The following is a 21,782-nucleotide window of genomic DNA, read 5'->3' as shown; positions in this document are numbered from 1 at the left end:
TGAGGCGTAATCAAACGTGAAAACGGCTCACAACAGATATTAACAATCTAATCGTACTAATTGTGTACTAAATGCGAAAATAAGGGCAAATTAAGGCAAAAGCATAGAAATACTTTGCGATATGACTATTTGAAAATGAATGGCAATGAATGTATTTGAATATCAGTGAATATATGGCAAAATACTAACCTCGCTTAGCCCCTCCATTACCCCTGTGGATGGATACCACCGCACCCTGAATCACATAGATTTCAGATTCTTAATTTCTCACCTGAGAGTTTGCGGTTGATAAGTTCGCGGTTATCGTCAAAGAACGCTTTGAGAATGTTGATGACGATATGTGACGGTGCGAGATTCGGTACACCACTCACCCGTGCGAGTTTCTCCAGAGAGTCGCGAAGTTCGAGAGGAAGAAACACCGGTTTCTTCTCGCCGAGGCTGACGATGCGGAGATAGGCGTGTCTTAACGCATCGAAATCGGCATCCACCATTTTGGCACTGACGCGCGATTTCTTTGACTGTTCCACGGTGCTGGTCTGCTCTTCCTCTACCGGGATGTCAGACTGTTTTCCGGTTGTCAAATCCTCGGATACGGTCTTGTGTTCGCTCTCAGAGTCGCTTGGCGGTGTATCTTTCGGCATAACCTCTGACCTCTCCTCCGCTTCGTTTTTTGAAGATGACTTTGCTTTTTTCGGTGGTATAACCGTTGTATCGGTACACTGGTGTTCCAGTTCAACCATATCTTTCGGCTTTCGAGTCTCTGATGCCTTGTCTCGCTGAGGCTCTGATTGGTCAGAGCTTTGATTGCATGACTGATTAGTCAGCTTGGCATTTTTGAATATCTTGAACTCCTCGCCATGCTCGCGGATGAACTCTTCGAGATTTGCAGGTTCCCATCTGACCGCACAAGGATTTAATTCCATGCTGGGAAACGGAGGCTTGCCATCATCGATGTTCCACGGTAATGAGTATTCGTTCATGAGAACCTCAGTCCTTCTGAGTTGTTCAGCCTCTGCTTTGGAAATTTCCTCTTCTTGTCGGAGAAATTCCTCAGCATCGAACTTCTTGGTTGTTCTTGATTCTCTCTTGGGCGCAGTCTGAGTCGCACCCGCCCGATTGACGTATTGACGCGCCTCGGACTCTGTGCCGATAATCGTAGGCTCGGCAAACCTATCTGGATTTGATTTCGCCATATCATTCTGGAATTGTGGTCGCCGAGAGAAAGTCCCTGCGACCGGGTGAGGTGTTTAATTCTTGTGCAAACGAGAGCAGAGTGTCAAGCTCCCTTGACCTATGCCGAGTGTAGCCAAGAATGCAGCATATTGCTGAATTTGATAAACTGATGAATCGGAGAGTTATCTATGACTATATCAGCATATTATATATTCATCATTGTTTCATCACTATTTTTCGGGCGGTGAGAAGAATGTTTTGGCGATGGAAAAGAGAAATTGCGTTTTCTCTCGGTGCCACACATTTTCTTTTCTCATTGCCTTTCATCCTTTGATGAAGTGTTGATGAATAACCGATGAGAAGAAAATGCACTGAAAAACAGCAGTCTGTCTCCATTTTCATCAGTTCATCAAATTTCAACGAGAAAAAATTATAAATTCTCTAACATCTGCCGGGTGACGGTGTAGTACCGTCCGCATCGGCGTGTCTCGACGTATGTTTCTTCGTTGAGGAACATTCCGACGGTATAGGTCGTGTAGCAGAACGAGTTGGAGGCTGGTCTGAGCTTCCAGCAGTCCTGCACCACCTTTCGGAGCTGGCTACGGTCAGCCTTGACCTGACGGTAGCCGAATAGGCTCAGGATGTCGTTGAAGCAGAAGTCTACCTCGTCGATTTTGCGCGAGTCCATTATCTCGGTCAGCAGCTCGGCAAGCTCCAGCTCCACACGGTTGCGGTTGGCGCGGATGATTCTTTGCAATGCCTCGGTGTCGAGCAGCGCGGGATTGAACCACATGCGGCTTTCCTCGGCGGTTATCAGCCGCCGATAGGTCAGGGCATGGAGAAAGGCCGGTATCTCGTAGCGGATTTTCTCCAGAAACGTGGTGTCGTCGGTGGTAAGCCTCGGAACCTTCCGCACCCAGTAGCGGGTCTCGCCGGGGTCGATGACCACGGGGAGATACTCGTTGTTGGAGCACAGTACGAACTTGGCGAAGAAGCTCACCTCCTCGCGGTCGCGCCCTTTTGCCTCCATCTTGTAGTTGTAGGTGGTGCTGAGATTCTTCAGACGCTCGGAGTCCTCGCGCTTGTTGAGCAGCACCTCGTCGACCACGATGACGAGTTTGCCGTTCCAGTCGTCGTTGAACTGGCTGCGGAAGTTCTCGTTGGTGTTGAAGGTCACGTTTGCCTCAAAGAGCAGTTTGAGAAAATTGAGGAAGGTGGATTTGCCTGTGTTGCGCTCCTCAGACACCAAGAGCAGAATCGGGAGCTTCTGCAACGGCATGGTGTATAGAATTTGCAGGTAGTCAAGACCGAGGTCGTACTGATCGCCGAAGATGTGGCGCACGAGCGATTCGATACACGACCATTCTCCCTCGGCAGGGATATGGCTGAGTGGTGAATACTTGTTCTTGAAACTGCCCACAACAGGCTGATAGTCCAAGTGGGAAGGGACACAGCAGAAACCGTCGTATTTGGGGACGTTGGCGAGAAAATCCTTGCCGTAGTCCTGACGGATAGCCTCGATTGTCCACGGGATGCTGCGCTCGATGAGTTGTCCTGCGGCGTTGGGCTGGCGGACAATCTTGTAGTAGGTGGTGCCTATGCGCTCAAAGCAGTCATCGGCGGGAGGTATAACTGTTACGTCTTCCATAGGCTCAGTCATCGTTAGAGGGGTTGATAATAGAGTTAACTTCCCGCAAGCTGTAGCGGGTGCTTCCGTTCACCTTGAATGGGTGTAGTCTACCGTCTTTGGTCATGTTATAGACCGTGGTCTCGCAGACGCCGAGCCGCTCGGCAACCTCTTTCTTGGTGATTGATTTGTCCTGCTCGGCCTCCATGTAGAGGGGGAGCAGACGCTCGCGGGTGGCTTCGATTGTGTCCACCACAAGCTGATGAAGGTCAGAGAGGCGGACGTTGAGGAGAATATCGGGGGAGTCAGGGTCGAGTGCCGACGCCTGAAGAAGGTCAAAAAGATTCAATTTCATCTGAGGGGATTATGAAATTAAAGTTATATCGCCAAGTAACTTGCATCACCCACAGCCCCGGCGACGAAAGAGGCTGCGGTGACGTGTCCCCGAAAGGACATAGAAAGGGCTGTCGGCTATGTTTCGCTAAAGCCGACGGTTGTTGCTGCCGGCCTGTCAGGGTCGGCAAAGGGCGTAGCTCACCCTTTCCCACGCCGCGCCAAAAGGCAACGACATGAGGGCATCTGTTCCTTATACGGGGCAGATACAATGGCGGTTGTGTCTTACTTTGCGATAAGGTAAGGCATACGCATTTTTTCTTCTTTTTAATTGATTGTTTTTGACGTACAGATTCTGTACGGGCACAGCTGTGGCTGTCGCAAAATTCAGCTCGTATAGGCTCTATGACAGTTTATTGCTGTGCCATTCTTTTTTCTTCTGCCATTGTTCCGCGCATTTAATCCGTTGAGCATCGCTTCCTTAGTGCGAGTTGTTGCCGGGTTAAACCGTTGCGGTTTGTTCCGCATTCAACAGCAGGCTTTTCATAGTGGTTCCGGATTCTGAGTCCGGTCTTCTGATCAGGTACCTCGTTATTATCGTTACAGTGTCAATATCGGGCATGGCATCCGTCGGGGAGCATCGTTCCTGTTCCGGTCTATAAAGCTGAACGTGTCGCTTCGGGCTTGCGCTGCCTTCAATCGTTACATAAAGATAACAAAATTTTACGAGACTTCCAAATCTGCACAATCTCCCGTCGGCGGCTGACATTGTCGGCTATCGGGTGTGTATGATGTAGGTGTGTAGATAGCGTCCACAAGTGTCACACCTGAACATGGGCAACGATGTCGGTGTAAGGTTCGGGTCTGTACCCGCACACCGATTTGTTCGCAATGCTTTGCGCATCCGGCTGCGAAATTCAGGCACACACCTCCGGGTGTTGTGCGTGGGGAGTCCGACCCTTCGGGGTCGGCTCATAGAGAGTCAGCCCACTCTTGGGCTGCGGGGTATGTCTGCGGCGGATAACGACGCGACCGTCACGGCAGAGCAATCTGACGCTCCGCTATGGTCGCGAAATTTGCCACCGCAACTTTCCTAACAAAGCTTTGTTCAAAAAAGTTCACGATTCGATGAAAAAAGTCATCCATAGCCAAAAGTAGTGCATGAGCGGTCATTACACCCCGCTGACTCCGGACTTTCTTTTCAGAGGCAAAGATAGAATGGAATTTTCAATCCCTCCAAATATTTTCCGCCGGATATAGCACAAGGTTGTACATGTATATCGGTATATACAACTGGTATACCGATGGTTGTCTATCAATTCTTTGCAAAGATAATACTGCCTCGCCGTACTCTCCAAATTATTTCAAGCATGGTTCCCGTTATTCCGTTTTGGGTATCTTCTTTTTCCTTTCGAGTACCCCTTTGTCTCCTAAAATATGCTTATAATCCCCCAAATCTATACTTTTCGACCCGCTTTTGGGGGATTATAATGAGGTTTTGTCAAATCTTTGACAATTTTACACTGTCGTAATAGTCGCAATGTATCAATCTTTATGGCTCATTTATTGGCTCATTGCTCAAATTATAGCCTCCGCTTTTAAGGCATCTTAATCTATCAGTTATTCTATCATTTAATCTATCACGGCTTATATAAAACTCGAAGACCTCCCCGGGTGCGCTAATCTTACGGGAAGCGTGGAAGGTCATATCGTTTGCAAAATTAGTTTATTTCTTTGGAATTACAACATCTTTGATTTAAGAAATATCTGATGCTGTTCGGTATTTTCAGGTAAAGCTGTAATAACTATCTCACAATCCAAACTGAGCAAGACGTTCCTCGCTTTCGGCAGGACTTTCCTTAACTGTACCGATGATCAACTCAACATCATAGTCATCAATCTCGCCCAAGTAGTTCCACTCATTGAACTTTTGTGGATAGGCAACCTTCAACCGGACGCAATCAACAAAAGAATCATACCTGAGAAATGGATACTTTGACTGTTTTATGGGCATGTGGTACATTTTGAGATGTGCCGGAAGATTCCTGTTTATTTGAGAATTGATTATCACACCACCATAGGCGATACCATTAGAGTCGAAGCCAAGCACTATGAAATATTTGTCTCTTGAAGAGTCTCCTGCTTTGGGCTTGATTCCATTTGCCTCAGTCATCGTCATCTCATAGACATCTCCAATCTTGACAGTATGAGATGCCAGTCGTGAAAGCTCTTCCTCATTGAGAGCATCAGAAATTTTCATCATTTCAAAGCTGATTCAATTTGCATTTGCTCTTCAATATATTCAAGCATGGCATCATCGGCATTTAGAACTCTTGCCATAGAGACAGGAGAAATAACATTTGTTCCATTGGTGCGACGGTTTGCCTCTTCCCAGGCTTCATCATGTGACTTTCTCATGAGCTGTCCGAAAGTCAACGATTCGTTTTCCTCGATTGACTGTTCCAATGCTTCAATCTCTGACTTGGAAAGATACTTCAAATTTGCCTCTCGTTTAGGAAGAAGAACATTCGGAGCATCTTCCCCGGCAAACTGGATAACCTCGGATAATTCTTCCGAAAGAATCATACGCGGGTGATTCAGTTCCTTGACCGCATCATATAATTGAGTAGGAACCGGACCATATTTCAATGCGCAAAACTCGTCAGGCACAATGCCGCTGCCCCATTTTGCCAGATGCTTCATCTCGGCGAAATAGAGAATCTTGAAAGCATGGTAGAAATCAACGCCACCAGTCTTGCCAAGTATAAACAGAACTAACTCTGTGAGTTTCTTGCTGTCGTAATTCGTCATGGGCTTATGTCCTTATGCTTATCTAACGCAGAATGCGCAATTGCAGTTTATTTCAGTTTGCAAATATAATAATAATTTTTCAAACCGCCAAATCGCGTAAAAATCTACAAATCTTATTTTTACCACATCGCAGGTTCAACTGGCAAGTGCAAAATTAGCGATTTGTTTGAAGAACTCGGTTTTCGGGTTTGAAAAACCGAGTTTTTTCCGTGGTCTGAGGTTTAGTTTCTTTGCGACATTCTTGATGTATAGGTCAGTGAAATCATTGAAATTTGACTTTTTGGGGATGTATTGACGGATGAGTTTGTTGATGTTTTCGACCGCTCCTTTCTGCCATGAGCAGTAGCTGTCGGCAAAGTAAACAGTCACATCATCAAGACCTTTGATGCGTAATCCGGCGGTTATGTCGAGGTGTGCCGCGAACTCGCTGCCGTTGTCAGTAGTGATGGTTTTAAGATATTTACGGTATGCGTACAGCATTCTCACGACAGTCTTTGACAATGGCTTGGCTCTTTTTCCGTAAGGTAGTTTCTCCATCATCACAAAGCCAGTCATGCGTTCAAGCAGCACTAGAATCGCGTGCCCGTAGGCATCAACAATAAGATCCATCTCAAAATCGCCAAAGCGTTTGCCGTCGGCCTCGGCCGGTCTGTCGTGTATGCTTGTGCGGTTTGGTATGTTGGTGGCTTTAGTGGGTTTGCGTTCGCCTTTTGGTCGTCGTCGGAAGTCGGGATGTCTGCGGTGACGGCGCAGTTCTCCGCTTTCATCAGCGTTTATAATGTTGTAAATGGTCTGTATGGATACGGAAACACCTTCCTTGGCCAACACGCCACGAATTTGTTCTGGTGACCATTGGTGGTCAATAATCATCTGTTTTATACGCCACACCAACACGCTGTCGAGCTTCTTGTTGGATGTGGTGCGCTTTCTGCGTTCAAGGGCTTTGGCATGAGCCTTTTCCCACAGATAGTGGCCTTTGGTTGTGGAATTGCGCTTCAGTTCACGACAAAGCGTTGACTGACTGCACCCTACTATGAGGGCAATTTCTTCTCTCGAAGTTTTTTTTTGCAGTAAGGCGAAAATTTGCGACCTTTGCTGCGAGGTTAATTGTCTGTACATAAGCAATACAAAATTAGTTAATCTCAGGGAGACTTCGGTCTCCCTTTTTATTTTGTATTGCCAGTATGTTCTGCTGCTGTCCGCTCTTGGGGGCGGTTTAGGCCGCCCCCGCCGCTTGGGCATCCCCTCGCCAGAAGGAGAGAGGAGAATGACTAATGCCCATCTCAAAGTTTTGCACTTCGATTTGGAATCTTCATTATTTTTACCACATACATCGGATATTGCCACTCCAAAAAAGTGACATTTATGCCGATTTTTTGGAGTGGCTTGTTGTTTACCACATGTCATTCTCTTTCTTCGACATGGCGGCGATTTCGTCGGCTATCTCCTCGGAAGATAGCTTAATGTAGTCCATGAAGGTCTTTTGTGTCTTGTGGCCGCTGACGTGCATCATCTGGAGAATGGTGTACCTGTGACTGAGATACATATTAGTGATGCCCGTGCGTCGGGCGGTGTGGCTCGTCACACACTCATAGCGCGGCACAATCACGTTGCCGTTGAGGTCGGTCTCCGGTTCCTTCTTCTCTTTTCTCAACGCCTCCTTCTGTTTCATAGTGAGCTTGGTCGGCACCTTCTCTTTCAGTGACGGCAACTGCTCCGAAAGGTCTTTGAGAATATCTTTGATGTAGCGGTTCAGCACCTGCTCGTTGGCTTTCGGAATGTTGTAACCGTACTTCTCGCAGATGGTGATTAGGTTCTCGTTGAGAATAGGTATGGTAACCTCGGTCTTGGTCTTCTGCTGGATAAGACGGATTATGCGCGTTCCCTTTCGGGTGGTCTCAAAGTTGTCGGCATTGAGGTTGTTGTAATCACTTACACGTTGACAGGTATAGCAGCCGATGAGAAAAACATCGCGGATATGCTCTTTCTTTCCTGTCAGCGGCATTTCATAGAGAGCCTGCAATTCCTCCTCGGTGAGATAAATCTCGACAGCCTTGTCGCGATCCTCAATCTTCTTCTTGACAATGAGAGCTGCCGCTCTCTGATTATCGTGTATGCCGTCAACGAAGGCGGCATTGATAAGAGCCTTCAGGTTTGTCAGATGCTTGTTGACCACCTTAGCCATGTAGCCATGCTTCTGCAAATAGTTGATGTAGCGTGACACAAAAGCACGGTCAATGTCAGCCCATCCGAACTTGTGCAACGGGTCGAAGCCTTCATAAACACCAATAAAACTTTTCCATGCCTTGCAGGTGCCGGGTGCATAGTCGTCACTACCAATCTTGCGAGCCCCGCTCTTGATGTCATCGACAAACTGAACGAGGAACGGCCATATAAGGCGGTTCTTCTCCTCCTCGATACGTTTCTTTTCCTCGGCTTTCTTGCGGGCTTTTTCTTTCGCCGCCTCACGTTTGGCTATTGCCTTACGCTCGGCCTCGGCTGCCTCCTCCATCGCCCGGCGTTCAGCATCCACTTTCTCCGGCTCGGAGATATAGCGCACATCCATGTCGAGAGCCTCGCGGTCAAAATTCACCTTTGCGAGATGAGCCTTGACTATGCCCTCAATCTGTGTCAGCTTGGCATGAAGCTGATAATTTTTCTTCTGATGCGCCAGCCATGCGCGGGGCGATGCCGTAGCCTTCTGCCAGTCGGCAACCTCAACCTGAAGCATGGTCGAAATCAGCACATCAACCTTGCGGGTATGGATACGGATAAAGAGAGTCGCGGTGTCCTTCTTCAAATCCTTGGTGCGGACATGAAACGGGGTCAGTTTTTTCGGAGAGGGTGATTTTGTCATATCTTCGATATTATAAATTTCAGAATGGTGGCATTCACAGTTATTCACAATCAGCCACTTTGGTTCTGCAAATATAACAACCCAAACCGCAATTTGTCAAGTCGGGTCACCACGCAGGTCACCACGTTTTTTGAATAAATCTGAAAATCCCCAAAATTCATCAAAGTTCATATTGCACTATTATTCAACACTTTGCCTAAACAAACCATTCAAATTCATTCGTATTCATTCAGAAACTCAGGTTCTGGTGGCACCACCCAAGTAAAAGTCAAATCGCTAATTCTCACAGAGTTGGCGATTCTTCTTTTAGTCACCACAGGGTGTAGTCACTATAATAGTCACTATCTAAGCCGCTATAAACCAAGATAAATCGGCTTGATTAAACAGTATTAAAAAGTAGCGTTTAATTCTAAACCCTATTAAACTCTACATTAAATCTACCGCAAAATAATAGTGCCTATCGGCGTGGTGCGCTGAGATAGTCACTATATATTTTTACGTACCTACTTTTTAAAATTCCCACCAACCCACCCAATCGTCAATCCGATTTCTCTACTTTGACGGATTGCTCCGTCAATCACAACTCCTCATTGCATTCCAACACATAAGACCCATGGAGGTTAGCGTTGAGAATATGATGCCTGTTCCTAACGCCATGTCGAGCAATCCCGAAGCAATCGAAATGCCACACTACACTTTGTCATTATCCAAAACATCCTTCAGCGAATGGCATTGCTCTCTTGCAAAGCCATCGTAACTCCTCATTGCATTCCAGCACATAAGACCTATGGAGGTTAGCGTTGAGAATATGATGCCTGTTCCTAACGCCATGTCGAGCAATCCCGAAGCAATCGAAATGCTACACTACACTTTGTCATTGTCCAGGACATCCTTCAGTGACTGGCATAGCTCACGTGCAAAGCCAGTCACCTACTTCCAAAGTTTATAATCGTTAATCATAGGAAGAAACGACTTGTAGTTAAACAAATTTAGTCAAACTTCCGGCTGACCTTCGGATAGAATCGTTGGCATTACCTACTCTTCCGTTTTCACAGTACCATCGGCGAAATCATGTTTAACTTCTCTGTTCGGAATGGTAAGAGGTTCATTCATGATTCTATCAATACCATCTATGACTACAAAATTACAAAAATTAGCATGTTTTTTAGCCAACATCTATAAATGTTGCTTATAAGCAAAAATCTAAATTGATAGGCTTGTGCCGGACTGACGGTTGTCGATGTCATCGTAGCGGGAACGGTTGCCGACTTCGTGCTCGCGCTTGTAGCCGGATGAGCCGGAACTGACATTGAGGGAAGATAGTGCGTTGGCAAGATTGAATGTGAACACTTGCGAGATTTCCGGGGAGTAGTCCTGCGGACGGGAAGGGAGGATACGGACTCCGGCTTTGGATTGGGTATTCTGTTTTATCCTGTCTTTAACCGCCTCGGCATCCTTTCGAGTAAGATGCAGCATGGCTATTGACATCAGGAAGTCTTGTCTTGCTTGTTCATCGGCATGTAGAGAGCGGAACTTGGCTCCCTCCTCCGGAGTTAATTCAATCAAAGGCATATAGCCGTCTGTCAGTGCCAGGCGGAGGCAGTAGTTGCCGTTTCTATGTTTGACAACGGCCATGCCTTTTATTCTCTCTTGATGGTTGTGTATCGGATAGCGCATGAGATATTCGGTCAGTATCTCCTCGGAGAATATCGTGGCAGCTATTGTCAGGCCTACATCTTCGCGCTCGTCGTCTTTCACGCCGTTATACCATGCGTACTGTCTCGGAGAGATTGGTTTGCGGTACGTCGAGCCGTCTTTGACATTGATGAGCATATAGTTCCCTCTGCTGTCTTTGCCCACCTCGACAGTGAACAGGTCGCGGTACACGTCAAGCGGCGATGGTTTCCTCTGTGGTTTGATGGCGAAATCAATAAGCTCCGACAGTTTCATCACCTTGCTGCCGTCGAAGGCTATCTTTTCGGCATGGTCGATTATACTGTAGCCTCTCACCCTGCCGTCCTTGTCCTTCTGGAAACTGATGTCTATACCAAACTTTGTCTTGAGAACATCAATGAGAGTCTGTATGCGCTGGCAGTTCTCCTCGCTCAACGGTTTGCCGTGGTTGTCAAGTATTTTGCGGATGTCGGTATTCAGTTTTGCTTTTACTGGCTTTCGCTTCTTACCTTTTGACACTTTGACATTATCGACATTTTGACATTTTCCCTCGGCTATCTCGCCCTTGTATTTCCGGATTATAGCGCGAAGCTGCGTAGCGCGGTCTTTGCGCTTCGGGCTGTTTTTGGTGATTCGATTGAGGATGTCATCGATGGCGATATTCCCGGCGTCGCCTCCACACTTGAACAGACGGTAGCCGTCGAGCGATTTCTCTATCTTGTAACCATGAGTCTTGACGATATTGGCAAACTGCCCCTCCGTTTCGTAGTCGTAGCCGAGAATTCGGTCAATATCTTTCTTGATGTCAGGAGAGAGTATGCGATTTGCGCACTCGTTAAGCCTGCGCCTGTCCTGATGGTCAGAAATGGCATAACCGTTAGGCTTCATTCTCGTCGAGAGAATATGCACATGGTTATTACCGGTATCGTGGTGGGCGTAAACAAAATACGGCTGACGGGCATAACCCATGCCCTCCATAAGCTCACGCGAGAAGTCGGTGAGTTCTTCAGGCGACATGGTGCGTCCTTTCACAGATGCTGACACATGGAACTGGAAACGAGTCGTCTTTGTGTTGCCGTAAGTCTTAGAGTTTTCCTTCAGATACCTTTCGACTTCAGCCGAGGCATCAAGGCCGAAGCGGTGCAGCGTCTCGACATTGTGACGCAACGCTTCGCTGACATTCTCCATCGCCATGAGGGATGCCACACCATCGGCAATCTTCTTCTCGTTATATCGAGCGCCGGGGAAACCGCCGCCGGACACATCGTTGAGTTTCTTGACTATCATTTACCTGTGATTATTATGTTATAGAGGTATGTCAGCATCTGTCGGATTTTATCTGTACCCTCGCAAAACTGACCGAAGGGAAGAAGATCTGCCGCCCGCAACGAGTAAGGATTCATTTTCTGCTGCTCGTTGATGTGCTTCGCAACCTGATTGGTGTTGGTGCCGGTTCTTTCGATGAGCTTGATAGCGGACTTGATCAAAGCAATCATACGGGGATTGTCTCGGTCAGCCATCGGCTGCTCTTCATATTTGAGTGTGGCACAACGTACAAACGCACTCAGATTACCGTCGGTGTATCGGTCGGCTCTTGACTGCATTTCTGCGTGGGTCTGCGCATCGACACGTATTTTTATAGTGATGGATTTTTTATCCGGCATAGAGATTAACTTTTTAAGATATTATGGTTTGATAGATTGGTTGATTGAATATCTGATACAATGAAGACTATATGACTTGGAATCCTGATTGCTTGATGATTTGATGAACTGATACCTTGATGATATAATATCTGGTTGTCTCGATTGTCTGATTATCCAATGCTCCATTACCCGATGACTTATTGTCCAATGGCTCATTATCATATTATCCAATGTATCGATTATCCAATGTGACGATGACCGATTAACCGAAGTATCACGGTTCATGATAAATGTGTTGCTTGATAATATATCAACCGCAGATTTTCAGTTTTTCATCATTCATTTTTCAGTCTATCATCGTTCACGGACAATGTATCATTAGATAAAAGACTGCGAGTTTCGAGCGGGATTGACCCTCACCTCGGGGGAGGCGGGATAGCCGTTGTGGACACAAGCGGCATATCTTGCAAAGCAAGGTTTATACTCCAAATCAGGCGTGAGCAACCGGGGTATCTCAGTCAGTTCGACCTCGGTCGAAAATGTCATAATGTCAAAAGTTCATAGTGTCAGCGCATGGGTCATATTTTGCGATAGCAACCGTGTGACTTTTTCTTCACGAATCCTCGGCCTCCGTCTCTTAGGAATCTCTTGACCGAAGATTCCGAGATTCCGAGTTGCAGGGCTTCCCGGACAGCTTCTGCCGTGGTGAACGAATCCCTGAGGTTTCCGAGTAACTCGGTGAACCGGTTGTCGAGGATGCCGGGTTCAATCTCCGGTGCAATCCGGCTCTCCATGTTTCTGAAATATTCGGTGAGCTTAATGGCGAGTTCGGCGGTTCTCGGTTCAATTTCATCCATGCCCGATTCTCCACAGATGCAGTGCATAATCTGTATGACCAGGCAGAAGCGGACGAGATAAGTTTCCAGTTTGCCGCACAACGCCCTGACAGCATCCGAATCCGTTTCAGCATAGACCTTGTTATTGACCTCGTCTTTCCACTGAATTATGCGGAGCTTCGACTCTTGGGAAAACAGTAGCTCTATTGAGGTTGCTTTTCCCTCTTGGTCTGTTGAAGGAGTGACGGTTATCACCCTTCGGATAATTCGTTCCCATTCTTCAAGAACGCCGTCCGGCATGGCGGTGTCGTTCCATGACGGCATCTTGTCAATTTCGGGATAGACTTTCAGGAATCGAGATGAAAAGCCGTTCATCATTCGCTTGCCGCCGAACTGATCGCCCAGACGACTGGGCTGTGTAGTGCCAATAATAGAACAATAGGGATTGGCGAGGAAGATATGCTCGTTGTTTGACTTTCGGCTGTACTTGAAAGGCGTACCGCTGAACAGACTGAGAAAGTAGCCCTCGTCCGAACTGTTGTAGCGGTTGAAATTGGAGAGGAGGCTGTCTATCTCATCCTTGTAAATCAGCACTCCGCGCGGATTGTCGCGCAAAGCTCCGATAAGAGCCTCTACAGTGGAGTCAACCACTACATGGCATTTTCGCTTAGGCATCTTCATTTCTTCAGGGAGAGAATGTTTCTCACGCTGCTTTGCCGACATGCGTTCCCATCGGCGGTAGGTTTCCATCTCCTTGCAGTAGATCATGTCATACTCTCCGTCGAGTTTGAGAAGAGGTGCGACCGCCTGTTGCAATGGCGGAGTCTTGCCACAGCTCGGCGAGCCGACAAGCACCATGTAGATTATCGGTCGGCTTACCCATCCTGTCATGAAGCGGACTGACCAAGTATTGCCCATAGCAGCCGCGAATACTGTAAGGAATGAAGCCGAAGAGAAATCGACATTATAGTTCTCATACTCCTCAAGAGCCTCTATTATGTCGCGGATTGCTTTCGGAAATATCTCCAGAGGGAAAGAAGGAGTTTCGGTAGTTTTATCGGAATCGCTGGTAAAGGCAATGCTATCCTCCTCGATCAATCCACATCCGGCTTCCAACGGAAAGCGTGGATGGTTGTAATAGCCATTCGCTTTCATGATGCTCAGATATTGATGTTACGTTGTCCGAGGGCTTTGCGTACCTCATATTCCGGGTACATAATCTTGTTGCCGGTCTTGACAGGTTTGAGGATACCTTTATTTGCCCAGTGCCAGAGTGTGGCATCGCATACGCCAAAGAGTTCCTTTACCTCGGCTTTGGTGAGCATACGTTCTTTCTTGGCTGCCTCGACCATCGAGCCGAGTTCATCCTTTGCGCGGCGGATCAAGTCCTCCGAAAATGCTTTGAGGTCTTCGGCGTTCATCTCCACCTTGACATGGGCCCGACCCTCATTGAGCATATCTAATAAATCCTGCATTTTTGTTTCGATTGCCGACATTGTTCGACGCTTCTACTGGCGGCATAAAACAGAAACGCCACCGCTCCGAAATGGAACGATGACGCAAAAGTATAGCGTAATTTCTTGGATTAAAAAGAATTGATGGTTCGTTAAGTTCGCGAACTATAAAACGAATCAAACGAATTGAAAAGAGGTTATTTCAGTCAATGTTTTCAAGATTTTTTAGCAAAACTTCGACCTTTATCTTGTCAATCGCGAAACGATTTTCAGGCTCTTCCTTTCCATATCTCTTGCCGTGAGGCAACAAGCTTTGGAGATAATTGACATCCTTCTGGACTTGTCGCGTTCCCACGATTTTGACTTTAGGGAAAGAGGTCTTCAGAGCATCCATATAGCGCGTAACAGTCAGATTCGCCCTGATCTCATCAGTCTCAATAAGCGCAACGTATAAACGCGCCACATCAATTCCACGCACATTATACTTCAACCAATTCCCGATATAGGTTACCGTATCCTTGTCATGAGACGCAACAAGAGCTGTCAAATCCTCAATAAATTCTTCCGTTTGGGTTGGCTTGATAGGTGAAAGAGTATCTTCCTCCGTGTCATCAATCCCACTTAACGCCCATTCAGCGATATTACCACTTACCAAACTCTTTCGATAATCAAGATACTCGCTCAACTCCTCACGAGAACGCTGTTTAGTTCCGACCAGACGTTTCATCACATCTTTAAGGAACTTGGAAAGTTGCCATTTGGCTTGTTGATTATCGGTCAAGGCGATTGCGTCCTCAATATTCTCAATAACCATTTCCGATGACCGTCCATATTTCAGCCAAGCGGCAAAAGGTAATCGGTACTTCTCCCAATCCTCGTTTCCATTCGGATTAGTAAGCATCTTTTCGGTAAATCTCGATTGATGCAGAATCTCTACAAGCTCACCTACATCTACACTATCGGTATCAACCATATCCTCCAACCGCTTCTGAAATTCCGGCGAGGAGATAAATGCAGCCTGCGCCATTAGAAACACACTGAAAAGATCAGCCTCACCCATTTCCATAGCCACTTCTCCATACTCATGCGGATGACTCTCAATCCACGCCTTCAAATCCTCCTTACTCCTTTCAGTTTCAAAATTATTTCGGTTATCATTCATATTCAGAAGTGTTTAGACTGCAAAATTACAATAGCGATAAGCTATTATACGAAATGTGCAACAACAAAGTTCGCACATTTCCATTGCTAAATCGCCCTCTTTGGACACAAATCTCATCTTTTCCCACAAAATCCCACATTATCCCATCTCCATTAGACAAAAATAGTAAGAGATAGACGTAACTTATGCACATATTGTCCACGCCTTCCAATCGCACTTGAATGTGTGATGCATAAAGACTTGGCAACCTCAATAATTTTTATTAATTTTGCAAGTGGCAGGATTTAGATCCTGTCTCTCCGCAATAAACGCTGAAAATCAGCAAATTGCAAAGCAAACACCCAATTTTACACCCAAGAATGTAAAATTGGGTGTTTTTGTATTCTTTAAGATTGATAGTATGGGAAGGTAAGTGGAAAACCTCCCTTTTAACGTGCAAACCACTTGTTTTTTCTTGGATATAACGGGGAATTTACGGATTAATCTCAACTATTAAAAACTGTCATTCAACAAGTTCAAATTCACATTTTCCCGATTCACATCCATTGAATATAACAGCAATCTGATGAATGCCGGGATAAAAAGTTCTTGTCGTTATGGGGCGAAACGAATGTTTCCTATTGACTTCCGTAATGGAGTTTCCTTTGTATTCCTTCTCACTGATTTTATAGACTTTCCTCGTCATCTCTCCATTCATTTTCCGATAATAGATTCCGTATTCCAATCTTATTGTCCGTTTTTCCGTATTATAATTGTTTAGATTAAAACAAAATTCAACAGAATCACCCATTTTTATTCTTTTTGTAAGAATCTTAAAGTCACCTATGCTGATATTGTCATTCAAACTCAGTCCAAACAGGTTCAATATCTCGTGATTCCCCTGCTTAAGCAATGTTCGGCATCCATGCTTGATAACCCAATCAATATTCTCTGATTGCCCTTTCCATTTTTTAGCCAAAGCAATTACGATTTGTGGATTATCCTTTGAAATATCGTTCAGGTTATTGGCAACACTCAACCTTACAAACCTGGATGGATCGTTTTTCAGATTTTCCATAATCGGAATGATGGGAGCTGGATTTTCTTTTAATTTAGGCAATGACATCGCCCACGGCAGACGAGGTCTGCACCCTTCCGATGCAAGCCTCCTTACCCCCCAGTGCGGATGTTTTGACCAAGCCAACATCTGTTTCATCATTTCATCTTGATATTTCACAATAAAGGCATGGGTCACAAATTCGCAAGTCGTGAATTGCGTAATTCGCTCAATGGCTTTCACTGATGTCTCATAGTCCTCTATTCCATATCGCTCCACATAATGGTCCAAAATAACCCCATATTCTAATGTCAGCAAATTGAAATTTTTATCGTCTATCTTTGAAAAATCGAGCAGTCTAACTTTTACACAGTCTAATAATTTAAAGATTTTCGCAACAGCTTCTTTATACTCGGTTGGCATAAACTTGTGCAGAACAGTAGTTATGTGTGCAATCCGCTGCTTATAACCTCTGTTCTCCCATTCTTCATCCATAACTAAAGTTACAAACTTGTCTACACTCATGTTCTGGAGAACAAGAGACAAGTCGTTGACAAACCTTCCAAAGAATGGCTTATCAAACATATTTTTAAAAGATTCTGCCATTACTTTTATCTTACTACTATACCATTTTCGATGTTGATTTCAATTTCATAGTCCTTTATATCCTTGATTCCGATGCCGCTATGAGTTCTTTATCTGCTTCGATATTCTTCATCTACAAAATAATACAATGCTCCATAGCACGATGGAGCGATTTATAAATGCAGAAGCACAAACTACTGATGCAACACTCGAAGTCGAAAGTCGTAGGAAACCTTGTGTACAGATGTAGAGGTAGCAGCCCATGCTGTATGCGTGAGAACCACTATGCAATCCCAGTACACTGGTGAATTTCCTACGTTCTCGACTTACAAGAGAGCATAACGCTTCTTATTTTCTTATTTCTTGGAAAGAGTTGCCCCTATCCGAATGCAAAATTAGTTATTTTATTGATGTTTTGGATTATATAGAGCGGAATTATAGCTTGAATCCTCTATTTTTTCTTGGCTCTTCCGCTGACTGTCGTAAACTTTGCCGTAATTTATTCCACTGTTCTTTGAACCATTCGTCTATCGACTGCTTGTTTATGGTCAGTATCAGTTTGCTATCATCGGTTGGATTCTTTTCCACCTTGAAAATATCATTCTTGATGTCAAACTTCCGTCTGTGTTCTTCGGAATAAATCCTGCCATTGCACCTGATAGCCTCTTTCTTGGTCAGGAGGCTCTCTATCATTTCTTTGGTGAAGCCGATGGCAGCACACAATTTTTCCATTCTCAACATCTCCCTGAGCATCGGAAACCACTTGAAAGCCTTTTCAAGCAAGGTATTCAGCCGTGATATTTCCTTGTCTTTGGCTTCAAGTTCCTGATTGTGTATTCCTTGAAGATTGCGTATCTGCTTGCCGTGCTGTTCCTGCATACGTTGCATTTGGGCTTTCAAGTCATCAATGCCCTTGTCCCGTTTGGCAATTTCCTGACGCAATTCGTCATTGGATTGCTCCAGTTTCTTCATTTGCAGGTTCAACTGGCAAGTGCAAAATTAGCGATTTGTTTGAAGAACTCGGTTTTCGGGTTTGAAAAACCAAGTTTTTTCCGAGGCCTTAAGTTCAGTTTCTTTGCCACGTTTTTGATGTATAGGTCAGTGAAATCATTGAAATTTGACTTTTTGGGGATGTATTGACGGATGAGTTTGTTGATGTTTTCGACCGCTCCTTTCTGCCATGAGCAGTAGCTGTCGGCAAAGTAAACAGTCACATCATCAAGACCTTTGATGCGTAATCCGGCGGTTATGTCGAGGTGTGCCGCGAACTCGCTGCCGTTGTCAGTAGTGATGGTTTTAAGATATTTACGGTATGCGTACAGCATTCTCACGACAGTCTTTGACAATGGCTTGGCTCTTTTTCCGTAAGGTAGTTTCTCCATCATCACAAAGCCAGTCATGCGTTCAAGCAGCACTAGAATCGCGTGCCCGTAGGCATCAACAATAAGATCCATCTCAAAATCGCCAAAGCGTTTGCCGTCGGCCTCGGCCGGTCTGTCGTGTATGCTTGTGCGGTTTGGTATGTTGGTGGCTTTAGTGGGTTTGCGTTCGCCTTTTGGTCGTCGTCGGAAGTCGGGATGTCTGCGGTGACGGCGCAGTTCTCCGCTTTCATCAGCGTTTATAATGTTGTAAATGGTCTGTATGGATACGGAAACGCCTTCCTTGGCCAACACGCCACGAATTTGTTCTGGTGACCATTGGTGGTCAATAATCATCTGTTTTATACGCCACACCAACACGCTGTCGAGCTTCTTGTTGGATGTGGTGCGCTTTCTGCGTTCAAGGGCTTTGGCATGAGCCTTTTCCCACAGATAGTGGCCTTTGGTTGTGGAATTGCGCTTCAGTTCACGACAAAGTGTTGATTGACTGCACCCTACAATGAGGGCGATTTCTTTTCTTGGAGTTTTTCTTTGCAGTAAGGCGAAAATTTGCGACCTTTGCTGCGAGGTTAATTGTCTGTACATTAGCAATACAAAATTAGTTAATCTCAGGGAGACTTCGGTCTCCTTTTTTATTTTGTATTGCCAGTATGTTCTGCTGCTGTCCGCTCTTGGGGGCGGTTTAGGCCGCCCCCGCCGCTTGGGCATCCCCTCGCCAGAAGGAGTGAGGAGAATGAATAATTCCTAGCTCAAAGTTTTGCACTTCGATTTGGAATCTTCACCAGTTTCTTCATTTTCCCGCTGCCGAAAAGAGAACCCACTCCGCTTGCTATGACAGTGGCAGCATCGGTAGCCACGCTTTTGAGCTTGTCCGTGCGTATCTCCGATTTTACCTGTTTGAGTTCCTGTTCGGCAAGTTCCACCTGTTGTTCTTTATGCCGCTTTGCAGCATCTATGCGTTGCAGTTCGGCTTTCTGTTTTTCAATGATGAAGTCATTGCGTTCCAGATGTTCTTTGCCAGTAACATTTTTTGATTGCCCACGTTCCATCATTAGAATGTCTGATGCCAAAGTCTGCATTGCTGCCATATCCTCGTCATTGAGTTTGCGGCTCTTTCCTGTATCGTGGTTCATCCAGTCAAAAACAATTATTACTGTCCGCTAAACCATAAAAAGGCGAGTCCAACTTCCTGAACGGCAGAAGTTGGGCTTACTTTTTGTATTTGACAAGCCCCCTCAGCAGTTTTCAGGAACTTCGGGAGGCGATTCCGATGCTTCGGCGAGCATGATTTTCAGGTCTGCATCGGGCTGATTGAGGAACTTTTCGAGATTCAGGTAATACATCAGCACAATTCTGACGATTGTAGCAAGCCCTGAGAAGCTCCAACGTCTTTCGAGTTTGCTTTGAAGTACTGACAGCAGCAGATTTGCGATGAGTGTAACCCATATCTGGATTTTGATGGCGTTGGCGCTCTCGCCATAGAAGTATCTCAAGGGGAAGTTCTGTTTGATCTGCTTGAAAAGAGACTCTATCTGCCATCGGCGGCGGTATATCGCCACGATTGTCTCTGGCGGCATGTCGAAGTCGTTGGTCAGAAGCGATATGAGTTTTGGCTTCCCGTTCTTCTTGATGTCAACGTATGTAATTATTCTGGCGATGTGGTTTATACCGTCTTTACGGAACACCACGACCTGTTCACGGTATTCCATCAGTCCCTGCGGATTCTGATGCATACAGTCTACAAGTACCTCATAACTGAGGTTTTTCTTCATTTTGGTGACATATACAACGCCACGGTCCGTCAGTTCCTCAAATTTGGCATAATTGATATAGGCGCGGTCAAGAGCGACTATCTCGTTGTGGCTGTAATGGCTCGGAGCAAGCATGAAAGAGTCATTGGTGGCCGCCGAAGTGAACTGCACATCGCAGGGAACCCCCTCGTTGGCGTGTATGACAGAGTGTACCTTTATGCCGCCTTTCTTCTTTCCCGTCTTGGGGTGTCGACCAACGCCCTTGAAAATAGCGTTGGAGAACAATGTGATTGTAGTGGAATCGATAATCCTAAGCTGCTTTATCCACTCTTCCGTGCCGTTGCGTCTGCTGTCCGATGAAAGAATGTCTTTGTTGGCTGCATACAGGTCGCGATAGACATCCTCAAAGAACTTCTCTGACCGTCGGGCATTTGCATCCGACAGGGTGCTGCGCTTTGGTACAGTATCAATTCCGACATGGTGCAGTTTGCGAACCTCCGCTGTCATAGATGTCTCTATCTCACGCAATGAGTCGAAGCGCTGGATCACGGCATAGAGCATCGTAAGCAGATGCGTATAGCCGTCAAAGCTCTTTACATACTTCTCTCCGCCGTGTTTTCGGCTGAATTCAACAATTTTTTCACGATTGAGTGATTTTATCAGCTGTCCATATATCGGCTGTCCGAAGAAATTACTACTTTTACTCATGGTTATTCATGGATTGTTTGGCGACACCAAAATAACCATTTAGGGCTGACTCCTGCAATAGGTGTCAGCCCTAATTTTTCAATCGCTCAAAAAAAGTTTAGCGGACAGTAATAAAAAACAATATGGGCATGATAATTCGGCTTGAACCATTTTCCACCCACTTGGAAACTCTCCTTGTCTTCTGTGTCAGGTTTTCCACCCAGCCAATGCCCCTCATCCTTATGCAGGAATATTTGGAGTGGCGTGATGCCCCAGCGTCTTTGGCACTCTTCGCCAAATTCACGCACATCAGCCAGTGTGGTTTCCGGTCTGATGAGCAGTACACCCTCACGAATGGGGGAACATCCTGCCACCTTGATTATTTTACCATTTTTTCCTTTGCGTTCCCGCTCTTTTTCCTGCATGGCACGTCCTGTCTTTTCCTTGACCATCCGTTTGATATTGTCGTAGTGCGTTTGCAGTTCGGGAGTGCCGAAGTTCGGGTTTATCCATTGTTCGTTGTCGGCAGAAAGTTCGGACACAACATAGATTTTGGACATCCCGATGTTTCGTATATACTCGGCAGTCCTTCGGTTATGCGCCTCACTCGATGCGATGTTGCAAGGCTTTATGTGTATGCTTGATTTTGTTGCCATAGCTTCTTTTTTTTGTTTACATTAGATTACTTTGTCCGCTTCCGTAACGGGGTTCTTAGGGGTAACCCATAAGCGGAGATTGCAAAGAGAGGGTCACTCTTTGCTCGGGGTTCTC

15 protein-coding genes, 1 rRNA gene and 3 pseudogenes are annotated in these 21,782 nt (G+C 45.9%); all 19 read right to left on the bottom strand.

Features of this window, described 5'->3' with window-relative positions:
• Nucleotides 1-251: 251 nt before the first annotated feature.
• A complete protein-coding gene (locus FDZ78_RS09395; protein WP_136408458.1) occupies nt 252-1,193 on the bottom strand; it encodes a DUF3408 domain-containing protein in 942 nt (313 codons plus the stop codon).
• Nucleotides 1,194-1,603: 410 nt separating this feature from the next.
• Entirely contained in the window at nt 1,604-2,821 is a 1,218-nt protein-coding gene (locus FDZ78_RS09390) for a primase-helicase family protein (protein WP_240597878.1), read from the bottom strand.
• 4 nt (nt 2,822-2,825) lie between these two features.
• Entirely contained in the window at nt 2,826-3,155 is a 330-nt protein-coding gene (locus FDZ78_RS09385) for an AlpA family transcriptional regulator (RefSeq protein WP_136408457.1), read from the bottom strand.
• A 1,788-nt stretch (nt 3,156-4,943) separates the two neighbouring features.
• Nucleotides 4,944-5,396: a hypothetical protein gene (locus tag FDZ78_RS09380; protein WP_124076255.1), complete on the bottom strand. Its 453-nt coding sequence runs from the start codon at nt 5,394-5,396 to the stop codon at nt 4,944-4,946.
• Nucleotides 5,393-5,944, bottom strand: coding sequence for a Panacea domain-containing protein (locus tag FDZ78_RS09375; RefSeq protein ID WP_124076257.1), 552 nt, complete (start codon nt 5,942-5,944; stop codon nt 5,393-5,395). The genes FDZ78_RS09380 and FDZ78_RS09375 overlap by 4 nt, the downstream gene beginning before the upstream one ends.
• Before the next feature lie 135 nt (nt 5,945-6,079).
• The gene (locus tag FDZ78_RS09370) at nt 6,080-7,063 is read right to left on the bottom strand and encodes an IS30 family transposase (RefSeq protein ID WP_124076259.1); all 984 of its coding nucleotides are present in this window, start codon (nt 7,061-7,063) and stop codon (nt 6,080-6,082) included.
• 274 nt (nt 7,064-7,337) lie between these two features.
• The gene (locus FDZ78_RS09365) at nt 7,338-8,801 is read right to left on the bottom strand and encodes a phage integrase SAM-like domain-containing protein (protein WP_124076261.1); all 1,464 of its coding nucleotides are present in this window, start codon (nt 8,799-8,801) and stop codon (nt 7,338-7,340) included.
• Between the two features lie 1,023 nt (nt 8,802-9,824).
• Nucleotides 9,825-9,932: ribosomal RNA gene (gene rrf, locus FDZ78_RS09360) — 5S ribosomal RNA — on the bottom strand.
• A gap of 72 nt (nt 9,933-10,004) precedes the next feature.
• Nucleotides 10,005-11,762, bottom strand: coding sequence for a relaxase/mobilization nuclease domain-containing protein (locus tag FDZ78_RS09355; protein ID WP_124076263.1), 1,758 nt, complete (start codon nt 11,760-11,762; stop codon nt 10,005-10,007).
• A complete protein-coding gene (locus tag FDZ78_RS09350; RefSeq protein ID WP_107035600.1) occupies nt 11,759-12,139 on the bottom strand; it encodes a hypothetical protein in 381 nt (126 codons plus the stop codon). The genes FDZ78_RS09355 and FDZ78_RS09350 overlap by 4 nt, the downstream gene beginning before the upstream one ends.
• A gap of 560 nt (nt 12,140-12,699) precedes the next feature.
• On the bottom strand, nt 12,700-14,112 hold the full coding sequence (locus FDZ78_RS09345) for a DUF3987 domain-containing protein (protein ID WP_124076265.1): 1,413 nt from the start codon (nt 14,110-14,112) through the stop codon (nt 12,700-12,702).
• Between the two features lie 5 nt (nt 14,113-14,117).
• Nucleotides 14,118-14,432, bottom strand: coding sequence for a helix-turn-helix domain-containing protein (locus FDZ78_RS09340; RefSeq protein WP_024988675.1), 315 nt, complete (start codon nt 14,430-14,432; stop codon nt 14,118-14,120).
• A gap of 181 nt (nt 14,433-14,613) precedes the next feature.
• Nucleotides 14,614-15,573, bottom strand: coding sequence for a DUF6043 family protein (locus FDZ78_RS09335; protein WP_124076267.1), 960 nt, complete (start codon nt 15,571-15,573; stop codon nt 14,614-14,616).
• A 502-nt stretch (nt 15,574-16,075) separates the two neighbouring features.
• Complete coding sequence (locus FDZ78_RS09330; protein WP_065538229.1) at nt 16,076-17,215, bottom strand: DNA alkylation repair protein; 1,140 nt, start codon at nt 17,213-17,215, stop codon at nt 16,076-16,078.
• Nucleotides 17,216-17,629: 414 nt separating this feature from the next.
• Nucleotides 17,630-18,169, bottom strand: a pseudogene (locus FDZ78_RS09315) (mobilization protein); the annotation flags it as partial.
• A 5-nt stretch (nt 18,170-18,174) separates the two neighbouring features.
• The gene (locus FDZ78_RS09310) at nt 18,175-19,158 is read right to left on the bottom strand and encodes an IS30 family transposase (protein ID WP_136408456.1); all 984 of its coding nucleotides are present in this window, start codon (nt 19,156-19,158) and stop codon (nt 18,175-18,177) included.
• 197 nt (nt 19,159-19,355) lie between these two features.
• Nucleotides 19,356-19,721: pseudogene (locus FDZ78_RS09305) on the bottom strand (mobilization protein); the annotation flags it as partial.
• Nucleotides 19,722-19,808: 87 nt separating this feature from the next.
• Nucleotides 19,809-21,032, bottom strand: coding sequence for an IS4 family transposase (locus FDZ78_RS09300; RefSeq protein WP_068960910.1), 1,224 nt, complete (start codon nt 21,030-21,032; stop codon nt 19,809-19,811).
• A gap of 113 nt (nt 21,033-21,145) precedes the next feature.
• Nucleotides 21,146-21,667: pseudogene (locus FDZ78_RS09295) on the bottom strand (mobilization protein); the annotation flags it as partial.
• Nucleotides 21,668-21,782 lie beyond the last annotated feature (115 nt).

The organism is Duncaniella sp. B8 (genome assembly GCF_005304985.1).
GTDB classification, from domain to species: Bacteria; Bacteroidota; Bacteroidia; order Bacteroidales; family Muribaculaceae; genus Duncaniella; species Duncaniella muris.
Note: the sequence above shows the minus strand (reverse complement) of the source record. Positions and strands in the feature narration are given on the sequence as shown.

Excerpts from the sequence above, each read along its gene's own strand:
- FDZ78_RS09395 (WP_136408458.1), bottom strand. The coding sequence starts at position 1,193 with ATGGCGAAATCAAATCCAGATAGGTTTGCCGAGCCTACGATTATCGGC.
- FDZ78_RS09390 (WP_240597878.1), bottom strand. The coding sequence starts at position 2,821 with ATGGAAGACGTAACAGTTATACCTCCCGCCGATGACTGCTTTGAGCGC.
- FDZ78_RS09385 (WP_136408457.1), bottom strand. The coding sequence starts at position 3,155 with ATGAAATTGAATCTTTTTGACCTTCTTCAGGCGTCGGCACTCGACCCT.
- FDZ78_RS09380 (WP_124076255.1), bottom strand. The coding sequence starts at position 5,396 with ATGATGAAAATTTCTGATGCTCTCAATGAGGAAGAGCTTTCACGACTG.
- FDZ78_RS09375 (WP_124076257.1), bottom strand. The coding sequence starts at position 5,944 with ATGACGAATTACGACAGCAAGAAACTCACAGAGTTAGTTCTGTTTATA.
- FDZ78_RS09370 (WP_124076259.1), bottom strand. The coding sequence starts at position 7,063 with ATGTACAGACAATTAACCTCGCAGCAAAGGTCGCAAATTTTCGCCTTA.
- FDZ78_RS09365 (WP_124076261.1), bottom strand. The coding sequence starts at position 8,801 with ATGACAAAATCACCCTCTCCGAAAAAACTGACCCCGTTTCATGTCCGC.
- FDZ78_RS09355 (WP_124076263.1), bottom strand. The coding sequence starts at position 11,762 with ATGATAGTCAAGAAACTCAACGATGTGTCCGGCGGCGGTTTCCCCGGC.
- FDZ78_RS09350 (WP_107035600.1), bottom strand. The coding sequence starts at position 12,139 with ATGCCGGATAAAAAATCCATCACTATAAAAATACGTGTCGATGCGCAG.
- FDZ78_RS09345 (WP_124076265.1), bottom strand. The coding sequence starts at position 14,112 with ATGAAAGCGAATGGCTATTACAACCATCCACGCTTTCCGTTGGAAGCC.
- FDZ78_RS09340 (WP_024988675.1), bottom strand. The coding sequence starts at position 14,432 with ATGCAGGATTTATTAGATATGCTCAATGAGGGTCGGGCCCATGTCAAG.
- FDZ78_RS09335 (WP_124076267.1), bottom strand. The coding sequence starts at position 15,573 with ATGAATGATAACCGAAATAATTTTGAAACTGAAAGGAGTAAGGAGGAT.
- FDZ78_RS09330 (WP_065538229.1), bottom strand. The coding sequence starts at position 17,215 with ATGGCAGAATCTTTTAAAAATATGTTTGATAAGCCATTCTTTGGAAGG.
- FDZ78_RS09310 (WP_136408456.1), bottom strand. The coding sequence starts at position 19,158 with ATGTACAGACAATTAACCTCGCAGCAAAGGTCGCAAATTTTCGCCTTA.
- FDZ78_RS09300 (WP_068960910.1), bottom strand. The coding sequence starts at position 21,032 with ATGAGTAAAAGTAGTAATTTCTTCGGACAGCCGATATATGGACAGCTG.